The organism is Citrobacter sp. RHBSTW-00944 (assembly GCF_013615435.1).
Classification (GTDB): Bacteria; Pseudomonadota; Gammaproteobacteria; order Enterobacterales; family Enterobacteriaceae; genus Citrobacter; species Citrobacter braakii.
The window spans coordinates 1,066,480-1,091,577 of sequence record NZ_CP055418.1 but is presented as its reverse complement, the minus strand read 5'-3'; the positions used below and the strand labels follow the sequence as shown (position 1 = coordinate 1,091,577).

At 50.8% G+C, this 25,098-nt stretch carries 21 protein-coding genes and 2 pseudogenes; 14 read left to right on the top strand and 9 right to left on the bottom strand.

Annotated features, from left to right (window positions below; translation table 11 throughout):
* Positions 1-122: 122 nt before the first annotated feature.
* The 3 genes and pseudogenes from queD to HV334_RS25230 form a co-directional block, all read left to right on the top strand.
* Positions 123-485, top strand: coding sequence for a 6-carboxytetrahydropterin synthase QueD (gene queD / locus HV334_RS05065; RefSeq protein WP_016154218.1), 363 nt, complete (start codon positions 123-125; stop codon positions 483-485).
* Between the two features lie 81 nt (positions 486-566).
* Positions 567-635, top strand: a pseudogene (locus tag HV334_RS25235) (carbohydrate kinase); the annotation flags it as partial.
* A 119-nt stretch (positions 636-754) separates the two neighbouring features.
* A pseudogene (locus HV334_RS25230) lies at positions 755-880 on the top strand (hypothetical protein); the annotation flags it as partial.
* 52 nt (positions 881-932) lie between these two features.
* Here HV334_RS25230 and queE read toward each other — a convergent pair.
* Positions 933-1,604: a 7-carboxy-7-deazaguanine synthase QueE gene (gene queE, locus HV334_RS05060; RefSeq protein ID WP_016154229.1), complete on the bottom strand. Its 672-nt coding sequence runs from the start codon at positions 1,602-1,604 to the stop codon at positions 933-935.
* Between the two features lie 113 nt (positions 1,605-1,717).
* Positions 1,718-2,374, bottom strand: coding sequence for a winged helix-turn-helix transcriptional regulator (locus HV334_RS05055; RefSeq protein ID WP_046276166.1), 657 nt, complete (start codon positions 2,372-2,374; stop codon positions 1,718-1,720).
* A 383-nt stretch (positions 2,375-2,757) separates the two neighbouring features.
* Here HV334_RS05055 and HV334_RS05050 point away from each other — a divergent pair, with 383 nt between their 5' ends.
* From HV334_RS05050 to HV334_RS05020, 7 genes are all read left to right on the top strand, one after another.
* Positions 2,758-3,390: a winged helix-turn-helix transcriptional regulator gene (locus tag HV334_RS05050; protein WP_049282606.1), complete on the top strand. Its 633-nt coding sequence runs from the start codon at positions 2,758-2,760 to the stop codon at positions 3,388-3,390.
* A gap of 400 nt (positions 3,391-3,790) precedes the next feature.
* Complete coding sequence (locus HV334_RS05045; protein WP_047499397.1) at positions 3,791-4,321, top strand: fimbrial protein; 531 nt, start codon at positions 3,791-3,793, stop codon at positions 4,319-4,321.
* Between the two features lie 85 nt (positions 4,322-4,406).
* On the top strand, positions 4,407-5,084 hold the full coding sequence (locus HV334_RS05040; protein ID WP_103766733.1) for a fimbria/pilus periplasmic chaperone: 678 nt from the start codon (positions 4,407-4,409) through the stop codon (positions 5,082-5,084).
* Between the two features lie 59 nt (positions 5,085-5,143).
* Positions 5,144-7,723, top strand: coding sequence for a fimbria/pilus outer membrane usher protein (locus HV334_RS05035; protein WP_181221244.1), 2,580 nt, complete (start codon positions 5,144-5,146; stop codon positions 7,721-7,723).
* 67 nt (positions 7,724-7,790) lie between these two features.
* The gene (locus tag HV334_RS05030; protein WP_181221243.1) at positions 7,791-8,759 is read left to right on the top strand and encodes a fimbrial protein; all 969 of its coding nucleotides are present in this window, start codon (positions 7,791-7,793) and stop codon (positions 8,757-8,759) included.
* A gap of 39 nt (positions 8,760-8,798) precedes the next feature.
* A complete protein-coding gene (locus HV334_RS05025) occupies positions 8,799-9,335 on the top strand; it encodes a fimbrial protein (protein ID WP_047499395.1) in 537 nt (178 codons plus the stop codon).
* A 31-nt stretch (positions 9,336-9,366) separates the two neighbouring features.
* Complete coding sequence (locus HV334_RS05020; RefSeq protein WP_052138005.1) at positions 9,367-9,867, top strand: fimbrial protein; 501 nt, start codon at positions 9,367-9,369, stop codon at positions 9,865-9,867.
* An 87-nt stretch (positions 9,868-9,954) separates the two neighbouring features.
* Here the strand turns inward: HV334_RS05020 and HV334_RS05015 are convergent.
* Positions 9,955-10,652 (bottom strand): IS1-like element IS1B family transposase gene (locus HV334_RS05015; RefSeq protein WP_095033700.1). Its coding sequence is split into 2 segments (ribosomal slippage): positions 9,955-10,403 and positions 10,403-10,652, totalling 699 coding nucleotides; the frame shifts between segments, so codons are not numbered across the junction.
* A gap of 60 nt (positions 10,653-10,712) precedes the next feature.
* Here HV334_RS05015 and HV334_RS05010 point away from each other — a divergent pair.
* From HV334_RS05010 to HV334_RS05000, 3 genes are all read left to right on the top strand, one after another.
* Positions 10,713-11,738, top strand: a complete 1,026-nt coding sequence (locus tag HV334_RS05010; RefSeq protein ID WP_181221242.1) for a fimbrial protein — start codon at positions 10,713-10,715, stop codon at positions 11,736-11,738.
* Between the two features lie 39 nt (positions 11,739-11,777).
* Entirely contained in the window at positions 11,778-12,293 is a 516-nt protein-coding gene (locus HV334_RS05005; RefSeq protein ID WP_153690061.1) for a fimbrial protein, read from the top strand.
* Between the two features lie 249 nt (positions 12,294-12,542).
* Positions 12,543-13,178, top strand: a complete 636-nt coding sequence (locus HV334_RS05000; protein ID WP_047499393.1) for a LuxR family transcriptional regulator — start codon at positions 12,543-12,545, stop codon at positions 13,176-13,178.
* 47 nt (positions 13,179-13,225) lie between these two features.
* Here the strand turns inward: HV334_RS05000 and eno are convergent, their stop codons facing one another.
* From eno to rlmD, 5 genes are all read right to left on the bottom strand, one after another.
* The gene (eno, locus tag HV334_RS04995; RefSeq protein WP_003034129.1) at positions 13,226-14,524 is read right to left on the bottom strand and encodes a phosphopyruvate hydratase; all 1,299 of its coding nucleotides are present in this window, start codon (positions 14,522-14,524) and stop codon (positions 13,226-13,228) included.
* Positions 14,525-14,611: 87 nt separating this feature from the next.
* Positions 14,612-16,249: a CTP synthase (glutamine hydrolyzing) gene (pyrG, locus tag HV334_RS04990; protein ID WP_016154233.1), complete on the bottom strand. Its 1,638-nt coding sequence runs from the start codon at positions 16,247-16,249 to the stop codon at positions 14,612-14,614.
* Between the two features lie 224 nt (positions 16,250-16,473).
* Complete coding sequence (mazG, locus tag HV334_RS04985) at positions 16,474-17,265, bottom strand: nucleoside triphosphate pyrophosphohydrolase (RefSeq protein ID WP_181221241.1); 792 nt, start codon at positions 17,263-17,265, stop codon at positions 16,474-16,476.
* 130 nt (positions 17,266-17,395) lie between these two features.
* On the bottom strand, positions 17,396-19,630 hold the full coding sequence (gene relA / locus HV334_RS04980; protein ID WP_016154235.1) for a GTP diphosphokinase: 2,235 nt from the start codon (positions 19,628-19,630) through the stop codon (positions 17,396-17,398).
* Positions 19,631-19,737: 107 nt separating this feature from the next.
* Entirely contained in the window at positions 19,738-21,036 is a 1,299-nt protein-coding gene (gene rlmD / locus HV334_RS04975; protein ID WP_181221240.1) for a 23S rRNA (uracil(1939)-C(5))-methyltransferase RlmD, read from the bottom strand.
* Positions 21,037-21,093: 57 nt separating this feature from the next.
* On the opposite strand from rlmD, the gene barA reads away from it, so the two are divergent.
* Positions 21,094-23,841, top strand: coding sequence for a two-component sensor histidine kinase BarA (gene barA / locus HV334_RS04970; protein ID WP_181221239.1), 2,748 nt, complete (start codon positions 21,094-21,096; stop codon positions 23,839-23,841).
* A gap of 59 nt (positions 23,842-23,900) precedes the next feature.
* On the opposite strand, the gene HV334_RS04965 is transcribed toward barA, so the two are convergent.
* Complete coding sequence (locus tag HV334_RS04965) at positions 23,901-25,043, bottom strand: glycerate kinase (protein ID WP_016154238.1); 1,143 nt, start codon at positions 25,041-25,043, stop codon at positions 23,901-23,903.
* Positions 25,044-25,098: the final 55 nt, after the last annotated feature.

Sequence of the window (25,098 nt, the reverse complement as noted above, 5' to 3'; positions counted from 1 at the left end):
ATAATTATTAAATATTACCATCATGAATCGGTCGTTCTGATACTCAGCACCCTTTTAACTAATGATAAAATTCGCTCTTTACGGTACCCTACGGCGGTTTTTCGCATTCTTGAGAGTAAAAAATGTCCACCACCTTGTTTAAAGATTTCACCTTCGAAGCCGCTCACCGCCTGCCGCATGTACCGGAAGGGCATAAGTGTGGCCGCCTGCATGGTCACTCATTTATGGTGCGTCTTGAAATTACCGGTGAAGTCGATCCGCATACCGGTTGGATCATGGATTTTTCTGAGTTAAAAGCCGCGTTTAAGCCAACTTACAACAGACTCGATCACTACTATCTGAACGATATTCCTGGCTTAGAAAACCCAACCAGTGAAGTTCTGGCAAAATGGATTTGGGATCAGGTTAAACCGGTTGTCCCTCTGCTGAGTGCCGTAATGGTGAAAGAGACCTGCACAGCAGGCTGCGTGTATCGCGGGGAATGATTGTATCGTCTGTGGCGACGGTCAATTTTCCTTAACTAACACTCTGTTAGGGTTATGTGCTCTGGATATCTGGAGCACAACATGTCTGACGATTTCGATATTATTATTATCGGTGCAGGGATAGCGGGCACCGCTTGTGCTTTACGCTGCGTGACCGCTATGTGGTACTGGCGGAAGGGGCAATAACCTGCTGGCCGAGCGTTATGGATTCCTGCCTCGTCCCTCGACAACCGCAATGGCATTAGGCATTAGGCATTAAAGAGACTTTGGCGCTGAACAAAGGGATTTTCCGCGATTTAACCCAGCACACCGATGTGATCCTGAAAAAGTCGTATGAAGTGTTGCATGGCGGCCTGGATAACGTTAATTCGATTCAGAGCTGGTCGAACGCATAAGGTTGTCCGGCCTGCATGTAGCACTCAATGCAGGCCGATAAACCCATTATCATCAGGCAATATTCAGATACTTATGGGTCTGCATCGACAGACGCCAGTTCCGCGCGATACAGGTATCAATACACAAACGCGTGGCATCTTCTTTCTGGCTGATTGGCTGTAAGGCGATGATGCGCGGTTTGTCGTCGCTCAACGTAGCCAGCAGTTCATCCAGCGCTTCAATATCGCGAACGCGACCAACCGGATGTTTGATTTCATTCGCACGCTCCAGCGCCTGCGACAGCACATCATAACCGCCGCGCATATTCACCTTCGGCGATACGGTCACCCAGGTATTCGGCGTACAGCGCACTTCGTGGGTACCGCTGGTTTCAATCTGGCAGCTAAAGCCGTTCTTTTCCAGCAGGTCTGTCAGCGGCATCAGGTCATGAATGCAGGGCTCGCCACCGGTTATCACCACGTGACGGGCGGTATAGCCCTGACGCACAATGACCGCCAGCAGATCCTCGCTACTCGCCGCGCCCCATTTATCGCTCTCTTTGGTCTTAGCCAGGATGCTGTACAGGGAAACTTCCCGATCCTCAAGCTTATCCCAGGTGTGTTTGGTATCGCACCAGGCACAGCCAACCGGGCATCCCTGTAAACGAATAAAAATGGCGGGGACGCCGGTAAAGTAACCCTCACCTTGCAGGGTCTGGAACATCTCGTTAATCGGGTACTGCATAGTCATCTCTGTGAGGGGGATAAAGCATAAGTATCGCAGATTTCGGTCATCAGGTCATGTACGGGAGCCGCCGCGCCTCTGTGGCTTCAGGTGCCATCGCCAGCGGTGATGATTTAATATTTTGAAGGTATGTTGTTTATCGCTCTGAGCAGGCCTTTTTCAGTCTCGATATAATTTCCGGTCTTCAACTGAGCCAGTATCTTCATGATGCTGCTGCGTGACAGAAAGGTACGGCTTAAAATATAAGAAACAATGCTGACATTATTTCTCACCTCTTCTGTTTCATCCATCAGTTCATAGAGCTGATAGCATATAATCTCATAAGAAGATAATGCCGAGATCTTCGTGCAGTGATCGAACATTCTTGTCGCACTATAAATTAATAGCGCGGCTACGCCTTTCCACAGGTTACTCCTGTCGATAATCCGGTTGGCATCGGCAATAGAAAGAACGCTAATATCAGAAGTCTCATTCGTTCTGATATAGAAATAATCATGCTCCAGCAACTGCGTACTTAAGCCAAATATGTAGGGAGCTGATTCTGAATTTAAGGCAATACCGTCGGCATGGCGATAAAGTGTAATGTTACCGTGATGAAGTAAAAAACATTTATGCTCCCCTTCCACTCTAAAGTTAAGTGACTGCTTATTGGCGAGCGTCAACTTATTGGCTGAAGGTGTAAGGATGCTTATCAGTTGATTGATATCAGCCAGAGGCTTTTTGTGTCTGATGCTGTAACTTATTGAGGTGGCTCTTTTTTTATTATTCACAAATAAATCCCTCCATAGGCTTATGAACATCCCCCTAACGCACTCCCCTCACATAAACGATAATTATGATAATTGTTTTAGATTTTTAAAAGTTGTTTATGGGTGTAAAATTACACCCATAAACAACTTGCATAAATATCCATAATACTATTATGGGTACTGAATTCATTCTTCTTAAAAATCATCCAATTTGATATTACAGCCATTTTAGTAAAAGGAAATAAGTAATAAAACCATAAATTACTTATCAGAATTATTTTGTTATATAAACAAGATTAAATATTACTTTGAAGATATTGATTTAAAAAGAAATAAGATTAAGATCTATCGGATAATTCTGAGTCAAATTTTAAGTGAGCGTCAATCAACATGAGGAGTATGTTATGGATACCGAACATCCGGATCGCAGTCTGAACCTCTCCGCTACCACCGAACTGCTGGAAAGCCTGGCTCCTCTGGCGACTTTTGCTATGTATCCTCCCAACACCCGGTTATATCTTTATAATAATGGCGTTGCGTACTGCTATCTGGTACGAAGCGGCGTGTGCAACGTCTATCATCAGACGAGTGAAATTCTGCTGGGCACGCTGTATGTGCCAGGGATCATGGGTCTCAGTGGAACACTTTACGCCGAGGCGGGGATGTTTATTCAGACCCACAGTACCTCTGAGATCGCCATTACCCGTACCGATAAGGTCAACCAGTTCGTCACCGAGCACAATCTCTGGAGGCTGCTGGCCTGCCATAGCCTCAGAGTCACCTCACGACTGTATACGATAAATACCAGGCTCATGGCCACCTGTGCCTATGAAATTGTCCGCGTTCAGTTACAGGAGTTGATGAGTGAACCAGCGGAATACAGACATGATGTTTCTGCCGCGCAGTATATCCAGCAGAAAACCAGCCTTTCACGTAGCAGCATTATGAAAATCCTCGCACAGCTTAAAAAGGGGGGCTATATCAGCATTGAAAACGGCATCCTTTTGACAATCGAGCATCTTCCGTTAAAGTACTAACCTATTGTATCAACGAAGAAAAATAACGTACTCTCTTCGATGAAATGTTTACCCTTATAATATGTTCTTGTTTTGTTAACTGACAGTCGCTATTTTCCCAAGACTTACCACCCCTCTGGCATAACCCTTTTATCGCGGAAAACACACAGGGTGTAAAATTACACCCAAAAAAGTGTTGCCGGATATTTTGAAATGTACAAGAATAATCTCATACAAATTATAACGTTTGACAAACCCGTTTTAAATATAAAAGCAGGGAACTGTCATTCTTATTAATATTATCATTAGAGATCTGTGAGCCTGGAAACGGGACGATATTCTATTGATAAATTTCAAAAAGCTGCCGTTTGCCTGGCAATACATTAATACTAATAAATTGAATATACTCAAGGAATAGATCATGAAAAGCAAATTACTGCCACTGGGAGTGCTGATTTCGTCTCTGGCTGGAGTTTCAGCGATGGCAGCTGATGGGGAGGTGAATTTTAACGGCGAGATTATTGATGCCGCCTGTAAAGTCACCAATAGTCCGGCCAGTCCGCTGACGGTGACACTAGGTCAGGTCAGTAAGAGCGCCTTTACCAACGCAGGCTCTACTGCTGCACCGACCAAATTCACGTTGCAGCTCACGGATTGCCCGGTAAGCGCAACCAAGGCGGCCGTGAAGTTTGACGGCTCCCCGGTGACAGGGAGTCCTGGCGTGCTGGCCCTGACCGCAGAAACTGGCGTGGCAGGCGGCGTGGGGATTCAATTATACGACGATGCCAATACCGCGATTCCGCTGTATAACGCATCCAAACAATACCCTCTGACGTCAGGTACCGGCGTGGTGAATAATCTGGATTTTATTGCGCGCTATATCGCCACATCGACAACGGTGACCGCAGGCAAGGCTAATTCAATGGCAAGTTTCACCATTGTTTATAATTAATAGCCCGTCATACCTGCATAACGAAATTGTTATTCGGACCGATGGATTATTGTCGGTCCGTCCTCACTCTTTTAATGAATGACTAATGATGAAACTTATTCCTCTCACCTTGCTGACTGCACTAATAATAACCTCCGGGTTAGCCCAGGCTGGCCTGATTGTGGGTGGCACCCGCTTAATTTACGATGGGAGTAAGAAAGAGTCTTCAATTAATGTGAGCAACCCGGACCATGCACCTTATCTGGTGCAAAGCTGGGTCGAACCGGAAATTAATCGCGCAGAGAAAACGCCGTTTGTGATCACCCCGCCGTTATTTCGTCTGGACGGCGGGCAGGAAAATGTCTTGCGCGTCGTGCGGGCGGGCGGGAATCTACCGCAGGACAGGGAATCGCTGTACTGGCTGAATATTAAGAGTATCCCCTCGATAGAAAAAGATCAGGGTAAAAACCTGCTGCAGATCGCGGTCAAGACGCGCATCAAACTGATCTATCGCCCTGAAGGTTTAACAGGCTCCGCGGAAGTGTTAACCCATAAGCTTTCCTGGCAGCGCCGCGGCAACCGGCTGGAGGTGAGTAACCCGACCTCATTTTATATGAATTTTCAGAGCGTTACCGTTGCAGGTAAAGAGCTGGAAGATGCCCGGTATATTGCGCCGCAGAGTAGCGCCATTTTTGAATTACCCAGCGGTGCGGGTAATAGCGTGAGCTGGAAAATTATTAATGATTACGGCGGAATCGGCGAGCTTCATCGTGCTTCGTTCTGATAAATAACAGCACAGGAATCCGGCGTTAATTATTTACCCTTCAGGGAAGGACTACACAGATGGGGAGCCCAAAAAACCTGCGCGAATATCCACAAACCAATAATATCCGCAGGCTGATTTATCTTTTTTCGACACCCTTTTTACTATTAAATTTAACGACTTTTGCCTCACACGCCAGGGAATATTTTAATCCGCTGATGCTGGAAATTGACAACCCGCATCAGGAAAAGACCGATCTTAGCGTATTTGAAGAGGAAAACGGCCAGGCTCCGGGCGTTTACCGGGTCGATATATCTGTTAACAACCAGTTTCAGGAAACCCGGGAAGTGGAGTTCAGCATGCAGCCCGGCCCGGACGGGAAAGCGCTCCTGTCGCCATGCCTGAGCGTGAGCCAGCTTAACGCGATGGGAGTAAAAACCGACCTGTTCCCGGATCTGGGCGATGCCGCCGCGCCGTGCGCCAGGCTGGACGCGATCCCCCAGGCTCGCGCAGAGTTTCGCTTTAGCGCGCAGCAACTGCTGTTGAGCATTCCGCAGGCCGCCATTGTGATGAATCCACGCGATTACGTTCCTGAAACGCAGTGGGATGATGGGATCACCGCCCTGCTGCTTAATTACAGCGTGAACGGTGCCAGTACCCGGGCACGGGATCGTAGCGGCACGGACAGTACGACCCAGTACGCCAACCTGCGTCCCGGCATGAATATCGGTCCCTGGCGGCTGCGTAATTACACGACTTTTCAGCGGGAGAATAACGGTCGCGACAGCTGGGACACCGTCTATACCTATTTGTCCCGTGATATTCGTGTCCTGAAGAGCCAGCTGGTGCTGGGAGACAGCGCCTCCCCGTCCGATATTTTCGACAGCGTTCCTTTTCGCGGCGCGCAGTTGGCGTCCGACGAGGAGATGATCCCCGACAGCATGAAGGGCTATGCACCGGCGATCAAAGGCATCGCGCGAACCAATGCGCAGGTGATTATCCGCCAGAACGGGTATGTTATTTATCAGAGCTATGTGGCACCAGGCGCATTTGAAATCAACGACATGTACGCCACCGGCGGCAGCGGGGATCTCTATGTGACGATTAAAGAAGATAACGGTAGCGAGCAGAATCTCGTCGTACCGTTTGCCTCGCTGCCGGTGCTCCAGCGTGAACAGCGGCTGAAATATTCACTGACCAGCGGCCAGTATCGTTCGTATGACCGCAGCGTGGAAAAGACGCCGTTTAGCCAGGCGACGCTGATCTACGGCCTGCCCCGGGGTTTTACCCTCTATGGCGGCGGCCAGTTCGCGGACCACTATCAGTCGCTGGCGCTGGGCGTCGGTAAAAATCTGGGGGAAATTGGCGCGCTTTCGCTGGACGTCACCCAGGGCTGGTCGAAGATACAGAGCCAGCCGAAGGAGAAAGGCCAGTCATGGCGGATCCGCTACAGCAAAAATATTGTCGAAACCGGGACTAACTTCGCCATTGCCGGTTATCGCTACTCGACCGATGGCTATTACACGCTGGCAGAAGTCATGGATACCTGGCGCGGCGGGAACACCCCGACGTTTTTCGAGCGCAGGCGTAACCGTACTGAACTGTCGCTGAGCCAGAATTTGTGGGAAAGAGCGGGTTCGCTGTCGCTGAGCCTGATAAATGAAGACTACTGGAACAGCGGCCGGACCCTGCGGTCGATGAGCGCCGGTTACAACAATAGCTGGAACGGCATCAGCTACGGGCTTAATTACAGCTATAACATTAACTCGACGTCGCGCAGCGGGGGCTCCGGCAAAGAAAAGGTCTATGAGCGCGACCAGGTGTTCTCACTGAACGTCAGCATTCCACTGAGCCACTGGTTGAGTAATACCCACGCGTCGTGGAACGTCAGCAGCAGCCAGAAAGGGAGCACCAATCACACCGTGGGTCTCAATGGTACGACGCTTGAGGGCAATAACCTGAGCTGGAGCATCCAGCAGGGTTACGGCAGCCAGGGGACGGGCAACGGCGGCAATCTGAACGCCGACTATCGCGGAACCTATGCTGAAGTCACTGCAGGATATGCTTACGACAAAAACAGCCAGCGGCTGAACTACGGGCTACAGGGCGGGATAGTCGCGCACGCCAGCGGCGTCACCTTCGGCCAACCGCTGGGTGAAACCATGGCACTGGTTCAGGCACCGGGAGCCTCCGGGGTTGGCGTGAGCAATCAGAGCGGGGTGAAAACCGACTGGCGCGGCTATGCCATCGTGCCTTATACCTCGCCCTACCGTAAAAACCAGGTGCAGCTGAATACGCTGACGCTGCCCGATAACGTGGAGCTGACGCAGACCACCCGCAACGTGGTGCCGACGCGGGGAGCCGTGGTGCAGGCCAGCTTTAACGCCAGCGTGGGCCAGCGCGTGATGATGACGCTATTGCGACAGGGTGGAATGCCGGTGCCATTTGGCGCGACGGTCAGCGATACCGCGCAGAAAAGCGCCCAGGCATTTATCGTTGGCGATGGCGGACAGGTGTATCTGACCGGTCTGGCCGACAGCGGCGAACTAAGAGTGAAATGGGGGAACGGTGCAGAGCAGCAGTGTCAGGTGAATTATTCCCTGGATAAAGCGCCGCCGGAAAATAGCGATATTCTGATCATTAGCGAGCGATGTCATTAAGTAAATAACTTAGCCGTTCAAAAAATTAATTTTTTATCTGATACCTGTTGCGTATTGAGGTATACCAATGAGCAAAATAAAATTTCAGAAAATTATCTGGAGCGCTGCTTTTCTGATATGCAGCTCATTTCCTGCGCTTGCCACCTGCAGTATCGAACAACAAAAGGGGGTTATGGCCTGGGATAATATAGATATTGGTACAATCTATGCGCAACGTGATATTCCTGTGGGTCAGAAGATCGGTACGATAAAATTATTTCCGCCCTTTACTGGCTCATGGCTCGGTTGTCAGGGGGGAGAATTAATTTCAGTATCCATGTTTCGCGATGCAATTAGCGGTTTTCCCCATATCTATAATACGGGCATCCCCGGCGTCGGGATAAAGGTCTATTATACGGCGTTCACGCAAGATACATTTGATAACCCACCCAGGACAGGAACAATGGGACAGGGTGCAATCCCTGTCGATGGCTCCGGGCTGGGTCAGGGCGTAACGGTGGAGCTATATAAGACCGGACCGATAACATCAAAAAATATTGATAGCGGACTGTATTTTCAAAAAACCTATGACAACCTTGAGGTTGTCAGGGGAAGTATCGTCGCAGGTCAGGTTATTCAGTTAGCCTGTTCGCTAAACAGTTCAACGATTACCGTACCGTTGCCTGATGCTTTAGGCAGTGCGTTTACAGGAAGAGGTACAACTAAAGGCGATACTGCCTTTACCATCAATCTTAACTGTGATGCGGGCACCCGGATTAACGCATCGTTAAGTGGGACGCAAAGTGCAGAGACCTCCAATAACAGTATCCTGGCGTTATCAGGGGCCGGAACCTCAGGGGTTGCGAGAGGAATCGGGATCCAATTGCTGTATGACAATACGCCCCTGAAGCTGAATAACAACATCGTGCTGAAAACCTCAGCAGGCGGTCAGGAATTCCCTCCGGGAGCCTTTACCGCACGCTATTTTCAGACGAAAGACAACGTGACCGCGGGCAGCGCTAACGCCACAGCGACGCTCAATATTACTTATCAGTAGACGGCTCCGCCATCAGAGTTATACAAGGAGAGGAATAAAATGAATATTCATAAAAGATTCATTCATCTGGCGCTGGCGGGGCTGTATTTAGCGGCAACAATCAATATTGCCGGGGCCAATCCGGTCAATATTAATATTACCGGCAAAGTCGTCGCCTCACCTTGTACCGTTGACACCACCAAATCACAGCTCAATGTTAATTTGGGTGATGATATTCAGGCCACCGCCCTGGCACAGCCTGGTAACGTCACAACATTCAAAATCTTTTATTTAATCTTAAAAGATTGTCCTTTCGGCACAACATCGGTAACGGCGGCCTTTTCCGGAACGCCAGCAGCGAACAGCCCCGGGGAGTATGCCAATACCGGGACGGCAACCAATGTTAACGTACAGCTTAAAGAGAGTCTGGGTTCCGGTAACGGTAAGTTTTTAGGTCCGGGAACCACATTAAAGCGTAATGTTGCAACCGACCGCACAGTCTCCTTCCCGATAGGCGCGCGTGCCATTGCCGCAGCGGCAGACGTTATGCCCGGCACGATAGTGACTGTTTCACAAGTCACCTTCACCTATCAGTAAACCTGACTTCTCTGCTCAACGGGTGTTTATCATGCAGCAACAAATGAAATATGTTCTCCCGGCGCTTTGTCTGGCGTGCCCTGCATATGCTGCGGAGATCAATATCGGTGGTCATGTTGTGGCTTCTCCCTGCGTAGTCGATATCGCCTCGCAAAACCAGAGCGTTAATTTCGGCCAGCTCCGCTTAAATGAAATGCGCGCCGACGGAAATGCTTCCGCGTGGAAATCGTTTGAGGTAAGGCTTTTCAAATGCCCGGCAGGAACGACATCGGTGGACGTGACGTTCAACGGACAACCGGCAGCAGAAGATCCCACGTTGTATGCCAATACGGGGACCGCCGCCAACGCCGCCGTGCAAATGGCCCGGGACACGAACAAGGCGCAGGTGCAGGGAAACGGCAGCAGCATGAGCGTCCCCGTTGACGCTCAGCGCAAGGCAACCTTTTTACTGGCTGGTCGGGTGATCGTCTCTGACACTACCCTCCCCGGTACGTTTAATTCCCTGGTACAAATGAATTTTACTTACCGATAAACAAAACTACCCTGCTCTAAATGGGTTACTGAGAATAGTCACCTGAAATAGCGGTGAGAGTATGCGTTATGTGGTAATGACTCCAACTTATTGATAGTGTTTTATGTTCAGATAATGCCCGATGACTTTGTCATGCAGCTCCACCGATTTTGAGAACGACAGCGACTTCCGTCCCAGCCGTGCCAGGTGCTGCCTCAGATTCAGGTTATGCCGCTCAATTCGCTGCGTATATCGCTTGCTGATTACGTGCAGCTTTCCCTTCAGGCGGGATTCATACAGCGGCCAGCCATCCGTCATCCATATCACCACGTCAAAGGGTGACAGCAGGCTCATAAGACGCCCCAGCGTCGCCATAGTGCGTTCACCGAATACGTGCGCAACAACCGTCTTCCGGAGCCTGTCATACGCGTAAAACAGCCAGCGCTGGCGCGATTTAGCCCCGACGTATCCCCACTGTTCGTCCATTTCCGCGCAGACGATGACGTCACTGCCCGGCTGTATGCGCGAGGTTACCGACTGCGGCCTGAGTTTTTTAAATGGCGGAAAATCGTGTTGAGGCCAACGCCCATAATGCGGGCGGTTGCCCGGCATCCAACGCCATTCATGGCCATATCAATGATTTTCTGGTGCGTACCGGGTTGAGAAGCGGTGTAAGTGAACTGCAGTTGCCATGTTTTACGGCAGTGAGAGCAGAGATAGCGCTGATGTCCGGCAGTGCTTTTGCCGTTACGCACCACCCCGTCAGTAGCTGAACAGGAGGGACAGCTGATAGAAACAGAAGCCACTGGAGCACCTCAAAAACACCATCATACACTAAATCAGTAAGTTGGCAGCATCACCGCGTTATGTTACAGAAAAAGAAGAATTATATATTCACTTTGGTATTTGGGTTAACCAGTGCGTTTACTGCCCCTGTTGAAGCGGCCAGCTGTGTTAATTCCGGCGGATATTATACGTTCTCAGGAGCGCTAAATTATCAACGTGATGACGCCACCATGAATGTTTTCAGCCATAAGTTTGGATCTATTAGCAGCGAAGTATGGGGGCTAGGTTGCACCGGGGATCCTGACGCCGACAGAGATGTGTACTTGCGTTTACAGGTTAATTCAGCACCCGTTGCAGGTTATACCGATGTCTATCCCACGAATATCGACGGAATTGGCGTTCGTTATAATTTCGCCCTGAATTCAGGCTCACTGTCCTTTTGCCCGGTGCAGTTTGACGATCATATTTCAAACTCAACCCGGACTTACACCTGCCATATACTTAACAAGGACACGCAGGGTTTATCCATGGGAGCATCACTGCAATTTGTGAAAACAAAGCCCAATGTCGCCTCAGGAGCAATAACGACAATACCGTCTGTAACCTCAAGCTATTCGTTAAATAATCAAAGCGGGCAGTGGGATTTAAATCCCATCTGGTCAGGTGCGGGGTCAGTGGTGGTAACGGTCCAGGCCTGCACCATAAATAACTCGAGTATCGCTGTCCCCCTGGATCCGGTATTAGCGGATAGTTTTACCGGAGCAGGAACCACCAAAGGCGATCGGACTTTCACAATAGACCTGAACTGTGATGCGGGCGCCCGCATTAACGCATCGTTAAGTGGGACGCAAAGTGCAGAGACCGCCAATGACAGTATCCTGGCGTTATCGGGAGCAGGAATGTCAGGAGTTGCGAGCGGAATCGGGATCCAACTGCTGTATGGCAATACGCCCCTGAAGCTGAATAACAACATCGTGCTGAAAACCTCAACAGGCGTTCAGGAATTTCCTCCGGGAGCCTTTACCGCACGCTATTTTCAGACGAAAAACAACGTGACCGCAGGCAGCGCTAACGCCACTGCGACGCTCAATATTACTTATCAGTAAGCAACTTCGCCATCAGAGTTATACAAGGAGAGAATTAAAATGAATATTCATAAAAAGTACATTCATCTGGCGCTGGCAGGACTGTATCTGGGGACGACAATCAGTATTGCCGGGGCCGAACCCACCAATATTAATATTACCGGGAAAGTTATTGCGTCCCCGTGTGTCGTAGCCAGTGGCAGCAATATCAATGTTAATTTAGGAGACATCCCGGCTGCAGATATTGCAGTGGCAGGTACAACCTCTACCCCGGTTAATTTTACCATTAACCTTGCCAGTTGCCCGGTGGGAACCACCAGCGTAGTCGTGACGTTTACCGGAACGGAAGATCCCGACTTTCCGGTACGCTATAAAAATACCGGAACGGCGAACGTTGCGATAGAACTGATCCAGGTCAGCACCGGTTACCTGAAAGGAAATAATACAAATATTACTCAATCAGTCCTCGCCGATCGTACCGTTACATACAATTTACGTGCCCGGACCTATTCCAAAGGTAATGTGATGCCGGGGACGATCTCTGGTATCGTTCAGGCCAACTTTACCTACAATTAAGTGACCCTTTTGCAATTCACAATGACTCATCAGTAAACCGAACTATTTCTGTGTAAAGGATATTTATCATGGTGCAACAAATGAATTATTCTATCCTGGTACTTTGTCCCCTGTGTCCAGCGACCTTTTTACTGGCTGGTATCTGCCCCCTTCCCAATACGTTTAACTCTTTGGTACAAATTAATTTTAATTAATAAAAAATACCCTTATTATTAATAAATGCCTCTGCTGGCTTCTGGTATATTAAATATGAAAATACTTATACAGGACCCTTACGAATTTTATTGCGATGGATTGAAACATTTTTTTATAGAGATATTCTTTGGAATAACCGCCAATAACATTATTTTTTTAACATCTTACTCCCAACAAAACTTTGATAAGGCAGATATCGTCGTTATTTCTCTGGCTCCAGGAGAGCATCTCATGTGTTTTCCTGAACTGCAAAACAGGACAACAGGCATTATTATTGGCTTAACCGATGAGGTGATTGACTCCCCTTCCGATCTGCCCTTTTGCATTGCCCGGATCATTTTTATTCACCGACAGGACTCACTGTCGACAGTCAAAGAGAAAGTATTAACCGCCTGGCGGGAATCAAGAAAAAAGCAAATACAGCCGGGGAAAACATTATGTTTTCATTGTCCACATAAAGTCCTGACCAGGCAGCAAAGGCGTATTATGTCCTTTATCTATCAGGGGATAACGACATCTGAGATTGCCAGCAACATGTCAATCTCAGAGAAAACGCTCTATGTGCATAAATACATCATCCGCAAAAAGTTTAATCTGCGAACGAATCATGCGCTATTTTGCTTCCTTCAGAAACTTGCCGATAAAAACAGCCAGCAGATTTATCTGCTTCAAGTTCCGCTGAACGCATAAAAAAACCCGCCGCAGCGGGTTTTTACGTTAAGAGTTAAAGAACAGGATTACGCCTGACCTTTGATCTCTTTACGACCGTTGTACGGCGCTTGTTCACCCAGAGCTTCTTCGATACGAATCAGCTGGTTGTACTTAGCAACGCGGTCAGAACGGCTCATAGAACCGGTTTTGATCTGGCCTGCAGCGGTACCAACAGCCAGGTCAGCGATGGTAGCGTCTTCAGTTTCGCCAGAACGGTGAGAGATGACAGCGGTGTAGCCAGCGTCTTTCGCCATTTTGATCGCAGCCAGAGTTTCGGTCAGAGAACCGATCTGGTTGAATTTGATCAGGATGGAGTTAACGATGCCTTTTTCGATGCCTTCTTTCAGGATCTTGGTGTTGGTTACGAACAGATCGTCACCAACCAGCTGGATTTTGTCGCCCAGAACTTTAGTCTGGTATGCGAAACCGTCCCAGTCAGACTCGTCCAGACCATCTTCGATGGACACGATCGGGTACTGTTTGGTCAGTTCTTCCAGGAAGTGAGTGAATTCTTCGGAGGTGAATGCTTTGTTGCCTTCGCCAGCCAGAACATATTTACCGTCTTTGTAGAATTCAGAAGCTGCACAGTCCATCGCCAGGGTGATGTCTTTGCCCAGCTCGTAGCCAGCTGCTTTAACCGCTTCAGCGATTACAGCCAGAGCTTCAGCGTTGGAACCCAGGTTCGGCGCGTAGCCGCCTTCGTCACCCACTGCAGTGTTCATACCTTTAGCTTTCAGAACTTTAGCCAGGTTGTGGAACACTTCAGAACCCATACGTACGGCTTCTTTCAGGGTTTTAGCGCCAACCGGCTGAATCATGAACTCCTGGATGTCAACGTTGTTGTCAGCGTGCTCACCACCGTTGATGATGTTCATCATCGGAACCGGCATGGAGTATTTGCCCGGAGTACCGTTCAGTTCAGCGATGTGTGCATACAGCGGCAGGCCTTTAGCAGCAGCTGCTGCTTTGGCGTTCGCCAGGGACACAGCCAGGATGGCGTTTGCACCGAAGTTGGATTTGTTTTCAGTACCGTCCAGATCGATCATGATCTTGTCGATGCCAGCCTGATCTTTAGCATCTTTACCCAGCAGAGCCTGAGCAATTGGGCCGTTAACAGCTGCAACAGCTTTCAGTACGCCTTTACCCATGAAACGGGATTTGTCGCCGTCGCGCAGTTCCAGTGCTTCGCGGGAACCAGTAGAAGCACCTGACGGAGCTGCTGCCATACCAACGAAACCACCTTCCAGGTGTACTTCGGCTTCAACAGTCGGGTTACCACGGGAGTCGATGATTTCACGACCGATGATTTTAACGATTTTGGACATTAGATTTTCCTCAGTACAAGTTAAACTAAAACTCCAGACAAACAATGCACCCGGATGGGTGCATTGCCGTTCTAACTTTTTTACTTCTTACTTCGCCTGACGCTTCTGATGTTCACTGGCGGCTTTCACAAAGCCGGCAAACAGCGGGTGCCCATCACGTGGCGTGGAAGTAAATTCCGGGTGGAACTGACAGGCCACGAACCACGGATGATTCGGTACCTCAATGATCTCGACCAACTGATCATCACCGGAACGGCCTGCAATACGCAGACCCGCAGCTTCAATCTGTTTCAACAGCATATTGTTGACTTCGTAACGGTGGCGATGGCGTTCAACAATTGTCGGCGCGCCGTACAGCTGACGAACCAGGCTATCGTCGCTCAACTGACACTGCTGGGCGCCAAGGCGCATTGTGCCGCCCAGATCGCTCTTCTCGGTACGGACTTCAACGTTGCCGTCTTCATCGCGCCATTCGGTAATCAGGGCCACCACCGGGTACTTACAGTCTGGCACAAATTCCGTGGAGTTGGCGTTATCCATACCCACTACGTTACGTGCAAACTCAATCAACGCAACCTGCATACCCAGGCAAATACCCAGATAAGGAACATTGTTTTCACGCGCAAAGCGCGCTGTCGCGATCTTACCTTCAACACCACGGTAGCCGAAGCCGCCAGGGATCAGGATTGCATCAAGACCTTTCAGGATCTCAACGCCGCGCGTTTCGACATCTTGCGAATCGATCAGCTTAATGTTGACGGTGACACGATTCTTCAGACCACCGTGCTTCAATGCTTCGATAACTGACTTATAGGCATCCGGCAGTTCAATATACTTGCCGACCATACCGATAGTCACTTCGCCTGCCGGATTCGCTTCTTCGTAGATAACCTGTTCCCATTCTGACAGATTAGCTTCCGGACAGTTCAAGCTGAATCGTTTACAAATATAATCGTCAAGGCCCTGGGATTTCAACAGGCCTGGAATTTTATAGATGGAATCGACATCTTTCATTGAAATAACGGCTTTTTCTGGCACGTTACAGAACAATGCAATTTTTGCACGTTCGTTGGCCGGAACCGCGCGATCGGAACGACAGATCAGAATGTCAGGCTGGATACCGATAGACAGCAACTCTTTTACCGAGTGCTGAGTCGGTTTAGTTTTGACTTCACCGGCAGCGGCCAGGTAAGGAACCAGAGTCAGGTGCATGAACAGCGCGTGTTCACGACCGATATCTACCGCTAATTGGCGAATCGCTTCCAGGAATGGCAGGGATTCGATATCACCGACCGTACCGCCGATTTCAACCAGAACGACGTCATGACCTTCGCCACCGGCAAGGACACGCTCTTTAATCGCGTTGGTGATGTGCGGGATAACCTGTACGGTTGCACCCAGATAGTCGCCACGGCGCTCTTTGCGCAGGACATCGGAGTAAATTCGACCGGTAGTGAAGTTATTGCGGCGAGTCATTTTGGTACGAATGAAACGCTCATAGTGACCCAGGTCCAGGTCGGTTTCAGCGCCGTCTTCAGTAACGAACACTTCCCCGTGTTGGATTGGACTCATAGTACCTGGATCGACGTTGATATACGGATCCAGTTTCATCATGGTCACGTTGAGGCCACGAGCCTCAAGAATGGCTGCCAGGGAGGCTGCGGCAATGCCTTTACCCAGAGAGGATACGACCCCGCCGGTCACAAAAATATAGTTCGTTGTCATGCTGGACCTGAGAAGTTAGGGTGAAACGATGGAATTACCAAGACGGGAAAGTAGTATACCCGAACATGACGAGCGCCACAAACTTTCATTATTCCTCCTCTTCACCAGGCTCACATAAACATCGGGAGTGAGAAAATAGCCCCTTTGGGGTAAATGTTTTTGACGTAAATCAAGCGCTTGTTATTTAAAAAATCACACAAATCGCCCTTGACCGACGAAATCCCTTAGAGATCAATTTCCTGCCGTTTTACCTGTTGCCAGACTTCTTCCATAGTTTCCAGATCAACACCAGTCATTTCCAGACCCCGAGCCGCTACAATTCGCTCAACCTCACGAAAACGGCGCTCAAATTTCTCGTTCGCTTTTTGCAATGCGGTCTCTGCTTTAGTACCTAAATGCCGAGCCATATTGACCGTCGCAAACAGCATGTCGCCCATTTCCTCCTCCAGTTTAGCCTGGTCGACAACAGCCTGCCTCGCCTCAAACATGACTTCATCGATCTCTTCGTAAACCTTGTCGACAACCGGTCCTAATGTTTTCCAGTCGAAGCCAACATTAGAGCAGCGTTTCTGGATTTTTTGGGCGCGCATTAACGCCGGTAAACTACGGGGAATATCGTCGAGTGCGGAATGCTGCGCCTTCTGAGCGCGTTCTTCGCTTTTGATTTGCTCCCAGCGGGTCAACACCTCAGTGCTGTTACTGGCAGAAACATCAGCAAAAACATGTGGGTGGCGACGCTCAAGCTTATCGCTGATGGCGGCGCAAATATCATTGAAATCGAAACGTCCTTCTTCCTGCGCCATCTGGGCGTAAAACACCACCTGGAACAGCAAGTCACCCAGCTCTCCACGCAGGTCGTCGAAGTCTTCCCGCGCAATTGCGTCCAGCACTTCATAGGTTTCTTCGAGGGTGTAAGGGGCAATAGTGGCGAATGTCTGCTCTTTATCCCAGGGACAACCGTTTTCCGGGTCGCGCAGGCGCTGCATAATACCGAGCAGTCGGTCGATTTGGTTCATTGGAATATCCTGAAATTTCAATACGCGAAGCCCGATAAGACGACAGCCGATATCCGGCAACATGGCAATGCCTGATGGCAACGCTAACGCGCCTCACCAGGCATGCAAACTTATCTGGCCTATAAAATAATTAATTACCGTGCAGACGACGTGCGTCGATCACATCCGGCACCTGGTTCAGCTTGCCAAGCACGCGCCCGAGCACCTGAAGGTTATAGATTTCGATGGTCATATCGATGGTAGCCAGTTGCTGTTTGGTATCACTCCGGCTGGCAACCCCCAGCACGTTCACCTTCTCGTTGGCAAGAATCGTGGTGATATCACGTAATAAGCCGCTGCGATCGTTAGCCTGGACGCGAACCACCAGCGAATATCCTGCCGAGTAGCTTTCGCCCCAAACCGCATCAACAATACGTTCCGGCGCATGGGAGCGCAGCTCGGTCAACTGTTCGCAATCCGCCCGGTGCACGGAAATACCGCGGCCCTGAGTGATAAACCCGACAATTTCATCGCCTGGAATCGGCTGGCAGCAGCGCGCGATGTGGTGCATCAGGTTACCCACCCCTTCCACCACCACGCGACCGTCGTCTTTACGGCGACTCTGCGGCGCCTGCGTTTTCTGCTGAAGCTGTTTCAGCGCGGCGGCATCCTGTTCGGCTGCGCTTGGCTTATTAAACTGCGCCTGCAGGAAGTTCACCATCTGGTTGAGGCGAATGTCCCCCCCACCAATCGCCGCCAGCAGCTCATCCAGCTCATTGAAGCTGTAGCGCGGCAGCAGGTGCTTTTCCGCTTCTTTCAGGCTAATGCCTAAATGCGCCAGCTCATCGTCGAGGATCTGGCGGCCAGCAAGGATGTTTTTGTCGCGGTCCTGTTTACGGAACCAGGCGTGGATCTTCGAACGCCCCCGACTGGTGGTTACGTAACCGAGGTTAGGGTTCAGCCAGTCGCGGCTTGGGTTAGGCTGTTTCTGGGTGATAATTTCAATTTGATCGCCCATCTGCAGCTGGTAGGTAAACGGTACGATGCGCCCGCCAATTTTCGCGCCAATGCAACGATGCCCCACATCACTGTGAATATGATAAGCAAAATCGAGCGGTGTGGAGCCCGCAGGTAAGTCCACAACGTCGCCTTTTGGCGTAAAGACGTACACTCGGTCATCAAAGACCTGGCTACGGACTTCATCCAGCATTTCGCCAGAGTCCGCCATCTCTTCCTGCCAGGCGATCAGCTTACGCAGCCATGCAATACGATCTTCATGACCAGAACGCGCTACGCCTGAAGCGGTGCCCTCTTTGTACTTCCAGTGTGCCGCAACGCCCAGTTCGGCATCTTCGTGCATCTGTTTCGTACGGATCTGAATTTCAATGGTTTTGCCGCCCGGTCCCAGCACAACCGTATGAATTGACTGATAGCCGTTGGGTTTCGGGTTAGCGACATAGTCATCGAACTCATCCGGCAGATGGCGATAGTGAGTATGCACTATCCCGAGCGCGGCATAGCAGTCCTGTAAACGCTCCGCCACGATACGCACCGCGCGCACGTCGAAAAGTTCATCGAAGGCCAGCTGCTTTTTCTGCATTTTGCGCCAGATGCTGTAGATGTGTTTCGGACGTCCGTACACTTCGGCTTTGACGCCTTCCGTTTTCATCTCTGAGCGCAAATGACCGACGAACTCATCAATGTAATGCTCGCGATCGATGCGACGTTCGTGCAGCAGCTTGGCAATACGTTTGTATTCAGCCGGGTGCAGGTAACGGAAGCAGTAATCTTCCAGTTCCCATTTTAATTGCCCAATGCCCAAACGGTTGGCCAGCGGCGCATAGATATTGGTGCACTCTTTTGCCGCCAGAACGCGTTCATCTTCTGGAGCGTCCTTCACTTCACGCAGATGTGCAATTCGTTCGGCCAGCTTGATGACCACACAGCGGAAATCATCCACCATAGCCAGCAGCATGCGGCGAACGTTATCGACCTGTTCGGATGAGACTGAATCGGTATGAGTGGCCTTAAGCTGGCGTATTGCCGCCATATCCCGCACGCCGTGGATAAGATGAACAATGGATTTGCCCACGCTCTCGCGCAGGATGTCTTCACTGACCACGTTGGCATCTGCCAGAGGGAACAGCATTGCTGCGCGCAGCGTGTCGATATCCATGCTCAACATGGAGAGTATTTCTACCATCTCTACGCCACGCCACAGCAGCAGATCCGCATCCGGATGTCCCTGTGTCTGCTGCTGGCAGTACGCCCAGGTTTCGGCTAAGCGTTCACACGACTGCTGGCTGGAGATCCCCAGACTCGCGATCCATTTCTTTGGATCAAACTCACCAGCTTTATTTATATGTGCACTTCTTACCGCAACCATTGTCCTCTCCTTAAGGGGCCTGGCCTGTCGAAGTCGACAAGCCATACCCATTGTCTTTCGTCTTTCACGCTGCATTACCACCCGAAATCCAATGGGTACAAAATTTATTACATACGCTCAAACAGGACCATTGATTCCAGGTGTCCAGTGTGCGGGAACATATCGAGCATCGCCAGTCGCCGTATGACATATCCCGCGTTGAGCAAAGCGTCGCTGTCACGAGCCAGCGTTGCCGGGTTACAGGATACATAAACAACGCGTATAGGTTCTAATTTTATAATATGTTGCATCACACCTGCAGCCCCCGCACGCGCAGGATCGAGCAATACTTTGTCGAATCCGTTTTTCGCCCACGGCTGCCGGGTAACATCTTCCTCAAGGTTTTCATGAAAGAATGTCACATTGTGTAATCCGTTATTCAGCGCGTTTTCCCGGCCTTTTTCCACCAGCGCCGGTACCCCTTCCACCCCCACCACGTTTGCAGCCCGGGTTGCCAGCGGCAGGGTAAAATTACCCATTCCACAGAACAGATCGAGTACGCGATCTTCAGGTTGCACATCAAGCCATTCGAGCGCACGGGCCACCATTTGTTGGTTTACCCCTTCATTGACCTGAATAAAATCACGCGGGCTGAAGGTTAACCGTAGTCCATTTGAGTCATACCAGGGCGACTCTTCTGATATTGATTCCAGTATCTCGCTTTGCGGGGCCAGAAACAAAGACAGCCCCTGAGAATGCGAAAAGTATTCCAGTTTTTCTTTGTCCTGAACACTTAATGGCGCCGTGTGGCGCAAAATCATCAGGGTTCCGCTCTCCGCCTGCACCAGCTCGACATGACCAAGATGGCGTAACCCTTGCAGACTTTCCAGACACGCCCGGATGTGGGGCAAGAGCGCTTCAAGCTGGGGCACCAAAATAGGGCATTGTTTGACATCGATAATGTCGCTGGATGCGGATTTGCGAAACCCCATCTGCAATTTTTGTTCTTTTGGCCGATAGTTCAGGCTCAACCTGGCGCGACGACGATAGCCCCACGGGGTATCAGCTATAACATCCGACACTTCACATTTCATTAAACGCGACAACGCCGCGCTTTTGCTACGCTGCTGCAACGAGATGCTGGCATGCTGCTGCTGGCAGCCGCCGCACACGCCAAAATGCGGGCAACGTGGCACTTCACGCTGCGGACTGTCGTTTAAACGTCGTTTTACTTGCGCGCGGGCGAACTGTTTTTTATCTTCGGTAATCACCACCTCGGCGCTTTCCTGAGGTAGCAATTCCGGTATAAACAACGCCTTTCCGTTATGGCGAGCAACGCCCTGGCCGAAAGGATCAAGGTCATTGACGGTAACGGTTATGATCTGACGCGTCGTCACGCGTCGTTTTGCAGAGTAGAATTGCGCCATCGACGAGATATATCTCTATTTAACAGTGTGACCCTAATTGTCCCATAACGGAACTCCATGACCAACTACAGCCTGCGCGCACGCATGATGATTCTGATCCTGGCCCCGACCGTCCTGATTGGTTTGCTGCTCAGTATCTTTTTTGTTGTGCATCGCTATAACGACTTGCAGCGTCAACTGGAAGATGCTGGCGCCAGCATCATTGAGCCACTCGCGGTCTCCAGCGAATATGGCATGAATCTGCAAAACAGAGAATCCATCGGCCAACTTATCAGCGTGCTGCATCGTCGCCATTCCGATATCGTGCGGGCAATTTCTGTCTATGACGAGAATAACCGGCTGTTTGTCACATCCAATTTTCATCTCGATCCGTCTGAAATGCAGCTGGCAACCGGTTCACCATTTCCCCGAAAGCTGAGCGTCACCCGGCTCGGGGATATTATGATCCTGCGAACGCCAATTATATCGGAAAGCTATTCGCCGGATGAATCTGCAGTCAGCGACGCCAAAAATACGGAAAATATGCTGGGGTATGTGGCGCTTGAACTGGACCTTAAGTCAGTAAGATTGCAGCAGTATAAAGAGATCTTTATCTCCAGCGTAATGATGCTGTTTTGTATCGGTATTGCGTTAATTTTTGGCTGGCGTCTGATGCGCGACGTGACTGGCCCGATTCGCAATATGGTGAATACCGTTGACCGAATACGTAGAGGCCAGCTCGACAGCCGCGTCGAAGGTTTCATGTTGGGCGAGCTGGATATGCTCAAAAATGGCATCAACTCGATGGCGATGTCACTTGCGGCCTACCATGAAGAGATGCAGCACAACATCGACCAGGCCACCTCTGACCTGCGCGAAACGTTGGAGCAGATGGAAATCCAGAACGTCGAACTGGATCTGGCGAAGAAACGCGCCCAGGAAGCGGCGCGTATTAAGTCTGAGTTTCTGGCTAACATGTCGCATGAGCTGCGTACGCCGCTGAATGGCGTGATTGGCTTCACCCGCCTGACGCTTAAAACCGAGCTCAACACGACGCAGCGCGATCACCTGAATACGATTGAACGCTCGGCCAACAATCTGTTGGCCATCATCAATGATGTGCTCGACTTCTCCAAACTTGAGGCGGGCAAACTGATTCTGGAAAGCATCCCATTCCCGCTGCGTAGCACGCTGGATGACGTCGTCACGCTGTTAGCGCACTCATCTCATGATAAAGGGCTTGAGCTGACGCTAAATATTAAGAATGACGTGCCGGACAACGTCATCGGGGACCCGCTGCGCTTACAGCAGGTAATCACTAATCTGGTTGGCAATGCCATCAAATTTACCGAAGGCGGCAATATCGACATTCTGGTCGAGAAACGCGCCCTCAGTAACACGAAAGTGCAAATTGAAGTGCAAATCCGCGATACCGGAATTGGCATCCCTGAGCGCGATCAGTCACGCCTGTTCCAGGCCTTCCGCCAGGCCGATGCCAGTATTTCCCGCCGCCACGGCGGGACAGGACTGGGCCTGGTCATTACGCAAAAGCTGGTCAATGAAATGGGCGGGGATATCTCCTTCCACAGCCAGCCGAACCGGGGCTCCACGTTCTGGTTCCATATCAGCCTCGATCTCAACCCTAACGTTCTCGTGGATCGCTCAACCACGCACTGTCTGGCTGGTAAGCGACTGGCCTACGTTGAACCTAACGCCACTGCCGCGCAATGCACGTTAGATATCTTGAGTGAAACACCGCTGGAGGTGATTTACAGCCCTTCATTCTCCGGGCTGCCGAAGGATCACTACGATATTCTGCTGCTTGGCATACCGGTCACTTTACGCGAACCGCTCACCATGCAGCATGAGCGGCTGGCAAGCGCAGCGGCGATGACCGACTTTTTGTTACTGGCTCTGCCTTGCCATGCGCAGATCAACGCTGAGAAATTAAAGCAGGGCGGCGCGGCGGCGTGCCTGTTGAAACCTCTAACCTCAACCCGCTTACTGCCAGCGTTGACAGAGTATTGTCAACTGAACCACAGCGCGGCTCCGCTACTGTTAGACGAGAGCAAAATTGCGATGACCGTCATGGCGGTGGACGACAACCCGGCGAACCTCAAGCTGATTGGTGCTCTGCTGGAAGATAAAGTGCAGCACGTCGTGCTCTGCGACAGCGGACATCAGGCTGTGGATCGCGCCAAACAGATGCAGTTTGATCTCATCCTGATGGATATTCAGATGCCAGACATGGACGGTATTCGCGCCTGCGAACTGATCCACCAGCTTCCTCATCAACAACAGACGCCGGTCATTGCGGTCACCGCGCATGCCATGGCCGGGCAAAAAGAGAAGCTGCTCAGCGCCGGGATGAACGATTACCTGGCGAAGCCTATCGAAGAAGATAAGCTGCATAATCTGCTGTTACGCTACAAACCCGGCGCGAGCACATCGCTGAGGGCGCTCGCTGTTGAACCGGTCGTCAATCCGAATACCACACTCGACTGGCAACTGGCGTTAAGGCAAGCCGCCGGTAAAAACGAGCTGGCGCGGGATATGCTGCAAATGCTGCTCGATTTTCTGCCCGAAGTGCGTAACAAAATTGAAGAACAGCTGGTAGGTGAAAACCCTGAAGGACTGGTGGATATGATCCATAAACTGCATGGCAGTTGCGGTTATAGCGGCGTTCCCCGCATGAAAAACCTGTGTCAGCTGATTGAGCAGCAATTACGTAACGGGAGCAAAGAAGAAGAGCTGGAGCCTGAGTTTTTAGAGCTTCTGGATGAAATGGATAACGTTGCGCGCGAAGCGAAGAAGTTGTTAGGGTAAAGATCTGATTGCCGGATGACGACGCTCACGCGTCTTATCCGGCCTTCATGCCACATCATTCAACGTAATTGCTGACCCGCTTTCAGGGTCGCGGCCACGTTTCGCGCCGTCATTCGCACGTTCTCACTCGCGTTCTTCAGCGCCTCATCCAGTGTGCAAACGGTATAGATAACGCTAAAAACCGCATCCAGCCCATGCTCATGTACAACACCGACATCAGCCGTCAGGCTGCCAGCAATGCCGATAACCGGTTTGTTGTAACGCTTTGCCACCTTCGCCACGCCAACCGGAACCTTACCGTGAATGGTCTGGCTGTCGATACGTCCTTCACCCGTGACCACTAAATCCGCATCCGCAACGCAGTCGTCGAGGTGTAACGCATCCGTCACGACCTCAATACCGCAGCGTAACTGCGCACCGCAAAACGCATACAGTGCCGCCCCCATACCACCAGCCGCGCCACCACCCGCCAGTTCCAGCACGTTGACGTCCAGATCGCGGGCAATGAGTTGCGCATAATGCGTGAGCGCCCGATCAAGACGAAGAATCATCTCCGGCGTCGCCCCCTTTTGCGGACCGAAGACCGCAGAGGCCCCCTCTTCACCGGTCAACGGATTAGTCACATCGCAGGCCACTTCAATACGGCACGCGGCAAGACGCGGGTCTAGCTGAGAAATATCAATCCGGGCGAGTGATTCAAGGCCAGTCCCGCCATGAGCAATATCGTTATTTTGCGCATCCAGTAATTTTGCTCCCAGCGCTTGCACCATCCCGGCACCGCCATCATTGGTGGCGCTGCCGCCAATGCCGATAATGATATGTTCAACGCCCGCGTCCAGCGCATGACGGATTAGCTCCCCGGTTCCCCAGGAGGTCGTTTTCAGCGGATCGCGTAAACCTGCGGGAACCTGCTCCAGTCCGCTGGCGGCCGCCATTTCGATAAACGCCGAACGCTCATCCCCGGATAAACCATAAAATGCCTGAATCGTTTTACCCAGAGGGCCGGTAACATCAACATGCACAAGGTGGCCTTGCGTTGCGGCAACCATCGCTTCGACCGTTCCCTCACCGCCATCCGCGACCGGGATCTTCACGTAATTCGCCTCAGGCCAGATCTCACGAAATCCCAGCTCAATAGCCGTTGCCACTTCAAGCGCACTCAAACTTTCCTTATAGGAATCCGGTGCGATTACTATTTTCATAAAGCATCCTTACGCATGTTGACTGTGTTAAGCATACACCAGGAGAAAAACCGCC